The 12,257-nt window shown below is 63.1% G+C and carries 15 protein-coding genes; 10 read left to right on the forward strand and 5 right to left on the reverse strand.

Features of this window, described 5'->3' with window-relative positions; all coding sequences use genetic code 11:
- Positions 1 to 12: 12 nt before the first annotated feature.
- Positions 13 to 180, reverse strand: coding sequence for a hypothetical protein (locus NDO55_RS09130; protein ID WP_252114520.1), 168 nt, complete (start codon positions 178 to 180; stop codon positions 13 to 15).
- Positions 181 to 327: 147 nt separating this feature from the next.
- Between NDO55_RS09130 and NDO55_RS09135 the strand changes: the two genes are divergently transcribed.
- Positions 328 to 1,833 carry a PAS domain-containing sensor histidine kinase gene (locus NDO55_RS09135; RefSeq protein WP_252114522.1) on the forward strand — a complete coding sequence of 502 codons (1,506 nt, stop codon included), beginning with the start codon at positions 328 to 330 and terminating at the stop codon, positions 1,831 to 1,833.
- Positions 1,830 to 2,546, forward strand: a complete 717-nt coding sequence (locus NDO55_RS12095) for a response regulator (RefSeq protein WP_252114524.1) — start codon at positions 1,830 to 1,832, stop codon at positions 2,544 to 2,546. Before NDO55_RS09135 ends, NDO55_RS12095 begins: the two co-directional genes overlap by 4 nt.
- 3 nt (positions 2,547 to 2,549) lie before the next feature.
- On the opposite strand, the gene NDO55_RS09145 is transcribed toward NDO55_RS12095, so the two are convergent.
- The gene (locus NDO55_RS09145) at positions 2,550 to 4,154 is read right to left on the reverse strand and encodes an AbgT family transporter (RefSeq protein WP_252114526.1); all 1,605 of its coding nucleotides are present in this window, start codon (positions 4,152 to 4,154) and stop codon (positions 2,550 to 2,552) included.
- Between the two features lie 121 nt (positions 4,155 to 4,275).
- A complete protein-coding gene (locus NDO55_RS09150; RefSeq protein WP_252114528.1) occupies positions 4,276 to 4,959 on the reverse strand; it encodes a DUF6445 family protein in 684 nt (227 codons plus the stop codon).
- Positions 4,960 to 5,166: 207 nt separating this feature from the next.
- On the opposite strand from NDO55_RS09150, the gene thiC reads away from it, so the two are divergent.
- From thiC to NDO55_RS09190, 8 genes are all read left to right on the forward strand, one after another.
- A complete protein-coding gene (thiC, locus tag NDO55_RS09155; protein WP_252114530.1) occupies positions 5,167 to 7,071 on the forward strand; it encodes a phosphomethylpyrimidine synthase ThiC in 1,905 nt (634 codons plus the stop codon).
- Positions 7,072 to 7,173: 102 nt separating this feature from the next.
- Entirely contained in the window at positions 7,174 to 7,563 is a 390-nt protein-coding gene (locus NDO55_RS09160; protein ID WP_252114532.1) for a hypothetical protein, read from the forward strand.
- 643 nt (positions 7,564 to 8,206) lie between these two features.
- Positions 8,207 to 8,503, forward strand: coding sequence for a hypothetical protein (locus NDO55_RS09165; protein ID WP_252114534.1), 297 nt, complete (start codon positions 8,207 to 8,209; stop codon positions 8,501 to 8,503).
- Between the two features lie 240 nt (positions 8,504 to 8,743).
- A complete protein-coding gene (locus NDO55_RS09170; protein ID WP_252114536.1) occupies positions 8,744 to 8,977 on the forward strand; it encodes a cold-shock protein in 234 nt (77 codons plus the stop codon).
- Between the two features lie 89 nt (positions 8,978 to 9,066).
- Positions 9,067 to 9,417 (forward strand): hypothetical protein, encoded by a 351-nt coding sequence (locus NDO55_RS09175; RefSeq protein WP_252114538.1) that lies wholly within the window; start codon positions 9,067 to 9,069, stop codon positions 9,415 to 9,417.
- Between the two features lie 235 nt (positions 9,418 to 9,652).
- Entirely contained in the window at positions 9,653 to 9,865 is a 213-nt protein-coding gene (locus NDO55_RS09180) for a cold-shock protein (RefSeq protein WP_252114540.1), read from the forward strand.
- Between the two features lie 313 nt (positions 9,866 to 10,178).
- Positions 10,179 to 10,421: a cold-shock protein gene (locus tag NDO55_RS09185; protein WP_252114542.1), complete on the forward strand. Its 243-nt coding sequence runs from the start codon at positions 10,179 to 10,181 to the stop codon at positions 10,419 to 10,421.
- A gap of 50 nt (positions 10,422 to 10,471) precedes the next feature.
- Positions 10,472 to 10,843: a hypothetical protein gene (locus tag NDO55_RS09190; protein ID WP_252114544.1), complete on the forward strand. Its 372-nt coding sequence runs from the start codon at positions 10,472 to 10,474 to the stop codon at positions 10,841 to 10,843.
- Positions 10,844 to 10,880: 37 nt separating this feature from the next.
- On the opposite strand, the gene NDO55_RS09195 is transcribed toward NDO55_RS09190, so the two are convergent.
- Positions 10,881 to 11,423, reverse strand: a complete 543-nt coding sequence (locus NDO55_RS09195) for a lipocalin family protein (protein ID WP_252114546.1) — start codon at positions 11,421 to 11,423, stop codon at positions 10,881 to 10,883.
- 140 nt (positions 11,424 to 11,563) lie between these two features.
- Complete coding sequence (locus NDO55_RS09200; RefSeq protein WP_252114548.1) at positions 11,564 to 12,235, reverse strand: hypothetical protein; 672 nt, start codon at positions 12,233 to 12,235, stop codon at positions 11,564 to 11,566.
- Positions 12,236 to 12,257: the final 22 nt, after the last annotated feature.

Below are 12,257 nucleotides of genomic sequence, written 5' to 3' on the forward strand. Positions count from 1 at the left end.
CCGGGAGTGGTGTCATCGGTCGGCCACCGGCACTGCCGCGATCTCCATGCCCGCTCCGGGGGATCCGGCCTTGCTGCCGGCGGGGAGGGCAAGGATCAGCGACCCGATCAAAGCGAGGCCGATGGCGCCGGTCAGGGCGCGGCGGGCGCTGGCTTCATATCTGTCGTTCCGCTCGAACATGATTGGTGATCCTTGGCGTTGCTGGCGGTCGCACCATTGCAACCGACGTTCACTGTTCTGGGACCGACGTGTCAGCGCCCGATGCCGCAGCGACGACTTTCATGTTTCAATTGTGACAGGCCCCTGCGCGGGGTAGGGTCGAGCCCGATGGCGGGAGACGCGCCTTTTCTGGGAGGGGCCTTCGAGGCGACCTTCGACTGCATCGTCGTGGCGCGGCCCGACGGGCGCATCGTCTACGTCAATCCGGCCGCCGAGAAGAGTTTCGGCCACCCGCTGCGCGCAGCCTTCGGCAAGACCGTCGCCGAGCTGCTCGTCCCCGAAGACCAGACCGATCTCTACCAGTCCGAATGGGACAAGTTCTGGAATGACGAGCCCACGCAGATTGCCGGGCGCGGGGCGCGCACCGACATCGCCCATGCCGACGGCCACCGCGTGCCCGTCCACTCCTCGCTCCGCCGCATCGACATTGAGGGCGAGGCTTACGCCATCATCGCGCTACGCGATCTGTCGGAGATCGACCGGCTCGAAGGCGACGCGCGGCGCAACCGCAAGTTGTTCGAGCAATTTACCCGCAACGCCCCGGTCGGCATGTATGTAAAGAAAGGCGATGGCCGCTACGCGCTCATCAACCCGCAGATGGAGCGGCTGTTTGGCAAGCCGGCCGAGGAAATTATCGGCAAGACGGTGCGTGACATGCTGCCGCCCGCCGAGGCACAGATGGTCGAGGATTATGATCGCGAGATCCTCGAAGCCCAAGCGCCCAAGGCCGTCGTCGAGAAGCTCGACGATGTCGGCCAGTATGAATGGACGCTCGTCGTCCGCTTCCCGCTCGACAGCGAGGACGATCCCGGCGCGATCGGCGGGTTCGAGATCGACATCACCCCGCAAAAGCGCGCCGAGGAAGAATTGTCACGCTCGCGCGAACGGCTCAACCAGGCCGAACGCATGACGGCGCTGGGCAGCCTGCTCGCCGGGGTCAGCCACGAACTCAACAACCCGCTCGCCATCGTCGTCGGCGAAGCAACCCTGCTCGAGGAAGACGCCGCCGGCGGCACGCTCGAAGAAGGCGCCAACCGCATCCGCCGCGCCGCCGAGCGCTGCGCCTCGATCGTCCAGTCGTTCCTCGCCATGGCCCGCCAGAAACCTGCCGACCGCGACCAGGTCGATATCAACGCGCTCATCGAAGCGGTACTGAGCCTCACCCATTACCAGATGCGCTCGAGCGATATCCGCATCGACCTCGACCTTGCCGAGGACCTGCCGCGCATCCACGCCGATGCCGACCAGCTCCAGCAGGTGCTCATCAACCTGCTCATCAATGCCCAGCAGGCATTGCAGGAATGCGCCCCGCCGCGCGAAATCCGGGTCTCCAGCGAACGCGAGGGCGACGAGATCGTCATCGGCGTTGCCGACAATGGCCCGGGCATCCCGGCCGAAACCGCAGCGCGGATCTTCGACCCCTTCTTCACGACCAAGCCCGAGGGCACCGGGACCGGCATCGGCCTGTCCTACAGCCAAGGCGTCGTCGAGGCGCATGCCGGCAGCCTGACGCTGCGTGACAATGGCAAGGGCGCGCATTTCGACGTGCGGCTGCCGATCGATCCCGGTCCGGCGCGACCGATGCTCGAACCGATCCAGGAGAATGAGGCGTGAGCGCAATCGCCTTCCACATCGTCAGCCTCGATGACGAGCCCGATATCGGCGCGATGATCAAACGCTATTTCGAGAAGAATGGCCTGCCCGTCTCCACCGTCGAGACCGCCGCCGATTTCTGGGACCTGGTCGCCCAGCGCCCTGTCGATATCGCGCTGCTCGACATCAACATGCCGGGCGAGGATGGCGTGTCGATCGCGCGCGAACTCAGGAAGCGCGGCAATTGCGGGATTATCTTCCTCACCGCCAACAATGACGATGTCGACAAGATCGTCGGGCTCGAGGTCGGCGCCGACGATTATGTCACCAAGCCCTTCAACCCGCGCGAATTGCTTGCCCGCGTTCGATCTCTAATGCGCCGCCTGGGTGAACGCGAGGAAGGCGAAGCCGCCACTGCAGGCCGCGAGGTCGTCATCGGCAAATGCCGCCTCAACCTTGAAAGCCGCTCGCTATTCGACGCGGATGGCGGCGAGGTCGCGCTGACGGCGATGGAATATGACCTGCTCGATGCCTTTGCGCGGCACCCCAATCAGGTCCTCTCGCGCGACCGCCTGCTCGACCTCGCCCATGGCAAGGAAGACAAAGCGTTCGACCGCTCGATCGACACCCGCATCGTGCGGCTTCGCAAAAAGATCGAGATCGATCCCGCCCATCCCCGCGCCATCCGTACGGTGCGCGGGGTCGGCTATCGCTTCTGTCCCGGCGAGGGCTGAAGCCTAGAGCACTGCCTCGTAATAGGTCGGCGATCCCGGCCCCACCGGCAGCCCGAACACGAACGTCCACAGGTAGAAGAAGACCGACCAGAAGGTCAGGAAGAAGAGCGTGTAGGGCAGCATCATCGCGATGAGCGTGCCCACGCCCAGATCCTTCTGGTAGCGCGTCGCCCAAGCCAGGATCAGCCCGAAATAGCTCATCATCGGGGTGATGATGTTGGTTGTGCTGTCGCCGATCCGGTAGGCCGCCTGGATCGCTTCGGGCGCATAACCGATCAGCATCAGCATCGGCACGAAGATCGGCGCGGTCACCGCCCATTGCGCGCTCGCACTGCCCAGCGAGAGGTTGATGATCGCGCAGATGAGGATGAAGGCGAAGAAGACCATCGGCCCGGTCAGCCCCGTATCGACGAGGAATTGCGCGCCCGTCACTGCGGTGATCGCGCCAAGGTTGGTCCAGCCGAAAAAGGCGACGAACTGCGCGGCGAAGAAAACGAGCACGATATATAGGCCGAGCGAGCTCAGCGCCTTGGCCATGGCGTCGATGACATCGCGGTCGGTCTTCATCGTCCCGGCAGCGCGGCCATAGGCGTAGCCGATCGCCACGAAGAAGATGAAGATCCACATCACGAACCCGTCGAAGAAGGGCGAGTCCATCCGGTCGCCGTCTTCGGGATTCCTGAGGATCCCCCATTCGGGCACCAGCGTCAGCGCCATCAGCCCCAGCACCGCGACGAACGCGACCCCGGCCCATTTGAGACCCTTGCGCTCCTTGTCGGTGAGCGGCTCCATATTGGCGCTTTCGAGGATCGTGCCGTCCGACTTTTCGGGGTCGTAGGTGCCGAGCTGCGGCTCGACGATCTTCAATGACACCCAGCTGCCGATCGCCGTGATGAGGAAGGTCGAGACGAACATGAAATACCAGTTGGCGGTCGCCAGCACGGTATATTCGGGGTCGATCAGCTGCGCAGCTTCCTCGGTAATGCCGGCCAGCAGCGGGTCGACCGTGCCGATCAGCAAGTTGGCGCTATAACCCCCCGACACGCCGGCAAAGGCCGCGGCCATCCCGGCGAGCGGATGACGCCCGAGCGCATAATAGATGGCGCCGCCGAGCGGGATCAGCACGACATAGCCGACCTCGCTCGCCGTGTTCGAAATGATGCCGGCAAAGACGATCGCGACGGTGACGAGCTTGGGCGGCGCACGCAGCACCAGCCCGCGCACCGCGGCCCCGAGCATGCCCGAATGTTCGGCCACCCCGACGCCCAACATCGCGACCAACACCACGCCCAGCGGCGCGAAGCCGGTGAAATTGTCGACCATGCCGGTGAAGATGCGGCGCACGCCGTCACCGTCCATCAGGCTCACCGCGCGGATCATGCCGTCGGCGGCCACGCCATTGGCTCCGGCTGGACGCGGATCGACCACCGCCACGCCCATCGCCGCGAACAAGCCCGACAACAACACGATGCCGAGCGCCAGCAGCGCGAACAAGGTCACCGGATGCGGCAGCAAATTGCCGAGCCACTCGACCCCGCTCAGGAAGCGCGAAAAAGCGTTGCGCTTGGCACGCGCATGTTCGTGGGCGGGAATGGGATTCTCGGTCATGTAGTAAAGCTTCCGTGGTACGGGGCGTGAAACTGGAAAGGCGGCACCCTAAGGGTCCGGCGCGATTAGGCAATCGCCGCGCGAACAAATCGCGAAGCGCCTGAACCGCGTCCGAACGGGCTCAGGCCACCGTCATGAAGCTGTTGAGCGTGAGGCGCCCCTTCGCAGGGTCGTCCGACAGCTTGGCATCGTCGGGGATGATCCCCGAATGGAGCAGCCGCCCGCGATAAAGCGCGAAACGGTCGGGCACCGATTGGACCTGCGCGATCATCGTGTAGCGATCATTGTCGCCATGGAAGTAGCGCGCCTCGGGCATGCCAAACTTGTCGGCCTCGCGTTGCATCGCTTCGTTGTAGATGGGCTCGCGCTCCGGCGTGATCGCCTCGAAGCCGGTCGCATTGTGGCGATAAAACGCCGTGCCGCCATCCTCGGGCCCACCAAGATAATGCATCGCCGCCATCATCTCGCCCTGCGCACTGTCATAATGCGGCACGCGCTGGAGCGGCCCCAGATCGTCGGGATTGTCGGTCACCAGTGAATACATGGAGCCCTTGAGGTCGACCCGCTCGCGCACCCCGAAAATCTCCTGCAGGATCTTCATCAGGATTGGCCGCTGGGCGTGCAGATAGCCCTCCGGCGCTGGCGCCCGCACACCGGGATAGGCCGGCCCGACGCGCTGATAATCGAGCCCCTCGCCCGCCTTGCGCAGTGCCTCCGCCTGGCCGGTGAAATTGTCGACGATGACCAGCGGCTCCTGGTCCTTGCCGAGGCGATAGACCTGCACTTGGGGAGTAGGCTTGTTCATGCCGCCTTTCTCCCTGTCCCTTCGAGCCGGGTCAATCCCGCCCTTTCCAAAAGCGGCGCGCTCGCCTAGGCAAGACTCATCCCCGGGGAGCCATGAGGCTGAGAGGGCGGTTCAAGTCCGCCGACCCGTCGAACCTGATGCTCATCGAGAGCCGTAGGGAGTGGAGCGCGGCGCCCCCGTGTCCACTCCAGTATTGGAGAAGAAGACATGGCCGAAGCCGATCCCAAAGTGAACGACCAGCGCGGTGGCAAGCTCGAAGTCACCACCGGTCCCATCCGTGGCTCGAAGAAGACTTACGTCGAAGGATCGGACGGCATCCGCGTCGCCATGCGCGAAGTGCATCTCGAACCCGGCAGCGGCGAGCCGCCCGTCCCAGTCTACGACCCCTCCGGCCCCTATACCGACCCCGATGCCAAGATCGACATCACCCAAGGCCTCCCCGAACTGCGCCGCGACTGGATCCGCGGCCGCGGCGATGTCGAGGAAAAGGCCCAGCGCGTCGTCAAACCCGAGGATAACGGCCAATTGGGCCCCGATCGTTCGGGCGGCGTCGACCCCTTCCCCAATGTCCGCCGCCAGGTGCTCCGCGCCAAGCCCGGCCACAACGTCACCCAGATGCACTATGCCCGCAAAGGCATCGTGACGCCCGAGATGGAATATGTCGCCATCCGCGAAAATCTCGGCCGCGAAAAGGCGCTCGACAAAGCCCGCGACGGCGAAAGCTTCGGCGCCGCCATCCCCGATTTCATCACCCCCGAATTCGTCCGTGACGAGGTCGCCCGCGGCCGCGCCATCATCCCCAACAATATCAACCACCCCGAGAGCGAGCCGATGGCGATCGGTCGCAACTTCCTCGTCAAGATCAACGCCAATATCGGCAACAGCGCCGTCGCCTCCGACGTCGCATCCGAAGTCGACAAGATGGTCTGGGCCACGCGCTGGGGCGCCGATACGGTCATGGACCTCTCGACCGGGCGCAACATCCACGACACGCGCGAGTGGATCCTGCGCAACTCGCCCGTCCCCATCGGCACCGTCCCCATCTACCAGGCCCTCGAGAAAGTCGGCGGCATTGCCGAAGACCTCACTTGGGACATCTTCGCCGACACGCTGATCGAGCAGGCCGAACAGGGCGTCGACTATTTCACCATCCATGCGGGCGTGCGCCTGCCCTACGTCCCCATGACCGCCAAGCGCGTCACCGGCATCGTCAGCCGCGGCGGCTCGATCATGGCCAAATGGTGCCTCGCCCATCACAAGGAGAGCTTCCTCTACGAACGGTTCGAGGAAATCTGCGAGATCATGAAGGCCTATGACATCGCCTTCAGCCTCGGTGATGGCCTCCGCCCCGGTTCGATCGCCGACGCCAATGACGAGGCCCAGTTTGCCGAGCTCTACACGCTGGGCGAACTCACCAGGAAAGCGTGGGAACACGACGTCCAGGTCATGATCGAGGGCCCCGGCCACGTGCCGATGCACAAGATCAAGGAGAATATGACCAAGCAGCTGGAGGCCTGCGACGAGGCCCCCTTCTACACGCTTGGGCCGCTCACCACCGACATCGCGCCCGGCTACGACCATATCACCAGCGCCATCGGCGCCGCGCAGATCGGCTGGTACGGCACCGCGATGCTATGCTACGTCACGCCCAAGGAGCATCTGGGCCTGCCCGACCGCGACGATGTGAAGGTGGGCGTGGTGACCTACAAGCTCGCCGCCCACGCCGCCGACCTCGCCAAGGGCCACCCCGCAGCGCAAGTCCGCGACGACGCGCTGTCAAAGGCCCGCTTCGAATTTCGCTGGCGCGACCAGTTCAACCTCAGCTTGGACCCCGACACCGCCGAGCAATATCACGACCAGACGCTGCCGGCCGAAGGCGCCAAGACCGCGCATTTCTGCTCGATGTGCGGGCCCAAATTCTGCTCGATGAAGATCACGCAGGAAGTGCGCGACTTCGCGGCGAAGCAAGAAGCGGGGGTCCTGAACTCGCTCCAGCCGGACGCGGATGCCGAGGTCGATGGGAGCAAGGTCGATAGCGCCGAAGAGGGCATGGAGAAGATGAGCCGCGTCTATCGCGAGAAGGGCGAGAAGCTCTACCTCGAAGAAGACTGAGCGGCAGGCTCCGGCCCCTCGCACCGCCGAGCGGGCCGGATTAGCCAAATATTATGAAGACGCGCGCATGATGGCAGGCCAGTTCATTCGAAAGGGCGCGTCATGCTCAACCTGTTCCGAACCATTGCCATCGCGACGGTAGTGCTCGCCGCCGTCGCTGCGGGCATGCTCACCTTCCGGGTGCCGCTGACCGAGACGGCTGTAGATGTGATGGCCAAGACGCGCCCAGAGCTATTCGCGAACGCAACCGTTACCGACAGTGCGCCCGAATTCCACCAGCGCTTTCCGGACGGCACCTACGAAAGCGAATTGATCGAATATCTCGAGAGCGAAGGCTTCACGATCGAGGTGCAGGCCAACCAGCTACGCAAAGCGACGCTGCGCATCGTGAGATCGGATTGCGGCGAAGAAATTGACGTCTCCTGGTACATCAATGCTGCCGGCAAAATCCACAATACGAGCGCTTATGCCGAGGATTCTCTCTGCTGGTGATTGGAGCGGGGGGCGACGCCGGGGCGGAGAAGGGCATGGCCGAGATAAGCGAGAAGTATCGCGAGAGTGGGAAGGGCTTTAAGCGGAGAACGGGTAAGGCGCTCACAACGGTGTCTGGTCAGCTCATCGCCCGCGAAAGAAATCCTGCCCCGCGCATTGCATTCGCGCCCTCCACGCCCCACCTTGGGCACAAGCTACCAGTCGCGATCGACGGTTGCGGGGAATTGTGATTTCTCTCCCTACTTCTTTCCTTTTCGTCTCCTAGCCGGCGCATCAGCGGCCGCTCCCGGCCCGCGTGCGGTCACGCGAAAGGGAAGAGCATCATCATCCATTACGGCTTCATCCAAAGCTATGACGGCAAGCAGGGTACCGGCAGGATCGTCCCCGAACTGGGCGGCGACACGCTGATCTTTCACAAGGAAGGCCTCGAGGACCCGAAGCAGCAACCCCAGCCGACCCAGCGCTACAGTTTTGAAACCAGCACCTTCGACCGCGGCCGCAAACAGGCCGTGAACCTGCGCCGACTTGATTGCGGCGGCGAGCGACGCACCGCGTAGCTACGACCGCCTGCCGGGCCCGGAAGCGTCACTTGGATGCTTCCGGGTCGTCTGCCCCCCCTTCTTCCATTCCAAAAGGATCGACCATGGACCTCAACGAACTTCTCCACCGCCAGCAGGTCGCCTTGATGAAGGCCGACCTCGCCGACGATTGCACCAGCCGCGAGGCGCATCTCGCCGAGGTTGCAGACTTTGCCGGATCGATCGCCGACCTGCGCCAGGCCAAGGCAGCGCCACCCTATCCCGCCCCGTCGGGCAACGCGCGGATCGATGAATGGATCGACGCCGCCGCCAGCCAGGCCGGCAACAAGCTCGCCAAGATGCTGGAGCGTCATTTCGGCAAGGCCGACCGCCGCCGCGCCATCCCGAGAGAATTGCGATAGGACGCCGGCTTACTTTGGCGCAAAGCCGCCAAAACCTGTTTTTTCTCAGATGTTTATTTCTCCCTCGCCCTTGCGCAGGCGCGCCACCATCCCCACCTTGATGATTAGCTACCAGTCGAAATCGACGGTTGCGGGGAACGAGCGTTTCCAACCCTTCACCTTTCCTTTCCGCCTTCTAGCCGGCGCATCAGCGGCCGATCCCGGCCGACTGCGCGCAACGAAAAGAGAAGGACAATCATCATGGCTCATTATGGCCTCATCAAGAATTACGACGGCAAACAGGGTACCGGCACGATCACCCCCGAAAAGGGCGGCGATGCGCTGATGTTCCAGAAGGAAGGCTTGGAAGATCCCAAGCAGGTTCCCCAGCCGACCCAGCGCTACAGCTTCGAAACGAGCACCGTCGATGGCGGCAAGACGCAGGCCGTGAACCTGCGCCGACAGCATAGCGGCGGCGCGCAACGTACCGCGTAACGCGACGACCGTCTGCCGGGCCCGGAGGCGTCCAGGGGGCGCTTCCGGGTCGACTGCATCCAGCTTCCATTGCCTTCGAAGGACCGATCATGGATCTCAACGAACTTCTTCACCGCCAGCAGGTCGCCCTGATGAAGGCCGACCTCGCCGACGATTGCTCCAGCCGCGAGGCGCATCTCGCCGAGGTGGCCGACTATGCCGGGTCGATCGCCGACCTGCGCCAGGCCAAGGCTGCACCGCCCTATCCCGCCCCGTCGGGCAATGCGCGATTGGACGAATGGGTCGACGATGGCGGCGCCACACAGTCGCTGTCCGGCATGGTCAATGTCCCGCCGTTGGTGACGAAGACGATCATCGAGTATCATGTCGGCACGAACCGCTACACCGATCTTGCCCATGCCATGGCCGAGCGCGCGCGCCTCGCCGTACAGGCGCCATAGCCGGGCAATTGACCCAGCGGCGAGACTTTCATTAGGTATATCGCCAAACCTGTGTTAGACGGTCCCCGCTGACGTCGACATTTGCGACGGACTTCGGTTTTTGACTTCGCCGCTTGCCCTTCGGGCCCCGGCGTAAAACAGACTTCGACTTCCCTTCAAACGACACGAATACGCATACCTTGCTCGCGCTGTTGCGAGCGAGGCAACACTGATGTTCTTTGAAAGGAACTCGATTATGGCCAACAGTGGCACCGTAAAATTCTTCAACAACGACAAGGGCTTCGGCTTCATCACGCCTGACAATGGCGGCGGCGATGCCTTCGTCCACATCAGCGCCGTCCAGGCCGCTGGCATCCAGGGCCTGCGCGAAGGCGACCGTCTCAATTACGAGATGGAAACCGGTCGCAACGGCAAGGAAAGCGCCTGCAACCTGTCGATGGCCGACTAACTCACCCTGCTTCCCGCGGGGGGAAGGAAGGGGCGCCGCCGGGCACAAGAGCAATCTTGGCCCGGCGGCGCCCTTTTTCGTGACCACGCCCATGGCCTGCGAACTCAGGCCCGGCAGTGCTCAAAACGTCAAGAAATCAGTGATTTAGATTGACTTTTCTACAATTTCGATTAGTAGGGGCCCAGCTACCAGTCGCAATCGACGGTTGCGAGGATCAGGCTGTCGGCCTCCTCACTCCTTTCTTTTCCGCCTCTTAGCCCGCGTAGCTGCGGCCAATGGCGGTTCGCACGCGCGCAAGGAAAGGTGTGATGCAATGACCGACATCGGAAAAATCCACAGCTACGACTGTGACAAGGGCATCGGCATGATCAGCCCGGTAAAGGGGGGAGAAGCGCTTCCTTTCGTCAAAGCCGAACTGCGCGACCAACTACACGACCCCAAGGCCGAGGATCGCTACTCCTACGAGACCGGCACTGCTGAGAACGGCGATATCCGTGCCGTCAAACTGTGGCGAGCCAATGATCGCAGCCCGCAAAATCCGCATCGCGGCCACTAGCTGGCGCGCCCTGCCGACCCAGCAATCACTCAGTCGAAACTGGAGCCACCATGGATATCGACGATACCCGCCACGCCCGCAAGGTCGCCAAGATGAAGTCTGCCGTATCGAATGACGATGGGGTCCGGAAATCGCATTCGGAGCTCGCCGAGGGTTTCGCGCAGCGAATCGCAGTCTTGCGAGAAATCAACGAAGCCAAGTTGCGCCGCCGCGCGAAGGCACCCCTGCGACATGTTGCACCAAGCGATTCGGTTTGGAGCCGGACACCGGAAGCCGCCCAGGCTGTGGCTGACCCGAACCCTGAAATCATCGTCCACCGCCTGATCGAATATTCAGTTGGGCCCTATCGATACAGCAACTTCGAAGATGCGCTTGCCGAGCAGATTCGTGTTGCCGAGGCCCAGTACTTGAAAGTCGACTGACGGTTTCGGCGCGCTGAATCACTAAAGCTCGTTGGCATCAGTGCCTGGTCAGGCGCACCATAGACCAATCGTACCCGAGCTCTTTCACTCGTGCCTCCAGCATCATGGCCAAGTCCGCATCGGGTTTGGCTTGGCGGGTCAACATCCACAAATAGGTCCCGCTCGGCTCCCCGACGATGCTCCAGTCATAGAGCCCGTCCGCGCCCTGCAGCCCATGGTCGAGGATCCAGTAATCACCATAGAAGGGCTTGAAGAAGGCCACCTTCAACCGCGTGTTCGCGCTGCCATCGACAATCTTCGCTTCGCCCTCGCTCTCGTCCCGCTCCCCGTCGCGCGTGCAGGCATTCACGACGCGAATGTCGCCATCATCCTCCAGCGAATAGGTCGCCGTCACCGCTTCGCATCCTTCTTGGAACGGTGCTTCGTAGCGGCCATATTCGTACCAGGTGCCGAGATAAGCCTCGACCTCCACCGCCTGGGCCGGAAGCGGCACCGACGGATTGCCGACCGGCCGCCCGATAGTCGAACAGGCTGAGAGCGATAGGGCTAGGACGAGGCTGAGCGGCAGGATCAGGCGCATGGATTCGGATCTCCTTCTCGCCCATCAACGCCCGCGACGCGGCGAATATCCTGTCCTACACGCGCGGCGCGATGATAAGATCGCCAGGCATCCAGAAGGGAAAGCCGACGGAGCCGCGACCCACCGTTAAATTCGTAAACTTATTCGGCGTCGAGCGGCGCGATCGTGAAGGAGAGGCTCGCCCGTTCGATCATCGGACCATAGAAATCGGTCCACTTCACGCCATCCTCTCCGGCGCGGAACCGTTCGGCCATGGTCGTTGCGACGCCGTCCAGATTGGCGCCGTGGATGATCATGATCTCGCTGCGCCGATCCTCGCCAGGCATGTAGACCATGCGCACCCCGGCCAGCCACATCGGCATGCGATAACCGGCCTGGGCGATGATCTTGCCGAACATTTCGGTGTCGGAGCCGGGGCGCACTTCGTTCGGGCGGCCCGATGTGAAGATGGGCCGCGTCCACCAGGTCCTGTCGCCAATCTCCAGGCTCGTCGGCTCGGTCTCGTCATAAGTGTAGTTGGCATCGACATGGTCGAAATAGGTCTCGAACTGGACCAGCCAATATTCCTCGACCAGCCCGCCCTCGTCGGTACGCACGAACACATGCTGCTCGGCATCGACAATATCGTAGAGCGGCCAGCGCGTGGCGCCGACATAGACGGCGTCCTCGGGGATGACGAGCGCGATCCCCTCGTCCGGCACCGATATGCGATTGTCCGCGACCATGAAAGCGGGTTCGGCAGGCACCTCCTGCGCGGCGGCAGGGGCAGCGACGGCCGCGGCGAGCGCGGAGGCAAGGGCGACGAGTTTCATGAGCGTATTGCTATACTAATAC

This window comes from Sphingomicrobium sediminis, assembly GCF_023805295.1.
GTDB classification, from domain to species: Bacteria; Pseudomonadota; Alphaproteobacteria; order Sphingomonadales; family Sphingomonadaceae; genus Sphingomicrobium; species Sphingomicrobium sediminis.

What these genes read in the sequence shown, in the direction of transcription:
- NDO55_RS09185 (WP_252114542.1), top strand. Translation starts at nt 10,179, where the DNA reads ATGACCGACATCGGAAAAATCCACAGCTACGACTGTGACAAGGGCATC.
- NDO55_RS09145 (WP_252114526.1), bottom strand. Translation starts at nt 4,154, where the DNA reads ATGACCGAGAATCCCATTCCCGCCCACGAACATGCGCGTGCCAAGCGC.
- NDO55_RS09190 (WP_252114544.1), top strand. Translation starts at nt 10,472, where the DNA reads ATGGATATCGACGATACCCGCCACGCCCGCAAGGTCGCCAAGATGAAG.
- NDO55_RS09150 (WP_252114528.1), bottom strand. Translation starts at nt 4,959, where the DNA reads ATGAACAAGCCTACTCCCCAAGTGCAGGTCTATCGCCTCGGCAAGGAC.
- NDO55_RS09165 (WP_252114534.1), top strand. Translation starts at nt 8,207, where the DNA reads ATGGACCTCAACGAACTTCTCCACCGCCAGCAGGTCGCCTTGATGAAG.
- NDO55_RS09175 (WP_252114538.1), top strand. Translation starts at nt 9,067, where the DNA reads ATGGATCTCAACGAACTTCTTCACCGCCAGCAGGTCGCCCTGATGAAG.
- NDO55_RS09200 (WP_252114548.1), bottom strand. Translation starts at nt 12,235, where the DNA reads ATGAAACTCGTCGCCCTTGCCTCCGCGCTCGCCGCGGCCGTCGCTGCC.
- NDO55_RS09180 (WP_252114540.1), top strand. Translation starts at nt 9,653, where the DNA reads ATGGCCAACAGTGGCACCGTAAAATTCTTCAACAACGACAAGGGCTTC.
- NDO55_RS09130 (WP_252114520.1), bottom strand. Translation starts at nt 180, where the DNA reads ATGTTCGAGCGGAACGACAGATATGAAGCCAGCGCCCGCCGCGCCCTG.
- NDO55_RS09135 (WP_252114522.1), top strand. Translation starts at nt 328, where the DNA reads ATGGCGGGAGACGCGCCTTTTCTGGGAGGGGCCTTCGAGGCGACCTTC.
- NDO55_RS09170 (WP_252114536.1), top strand. Translation starts at nt 8,744, where the DNA reads ATGGCTCATTATGGCCTCATCAAGAATTACGACGGCAAACAGGGTACC.
- NDO55_RS09160 (WP_252114532.1), top strand. Translation starts at nt 7,174, where the DNA reads ATGCTCAACCTGTTCCGAACCATTGCCATCGCGACGGTAGTGCTCGCC.
- thiC (WP_252114530.1), top strand. Translation starts at nt 5,167, where the DNA reads ATGGCCGAAGCCGATCCCAAAGTGAACGACCAGCGCGGTGGCAAGCTC.
- NDO55_RS09195 (WP_252114546.1), bottom strand. Translation starts at nt 11,423, where the DNA reads ATGCGCCTGATCCTGCCGCTCAGCCTCGTCCTAGCCCTATCGCTCTCA.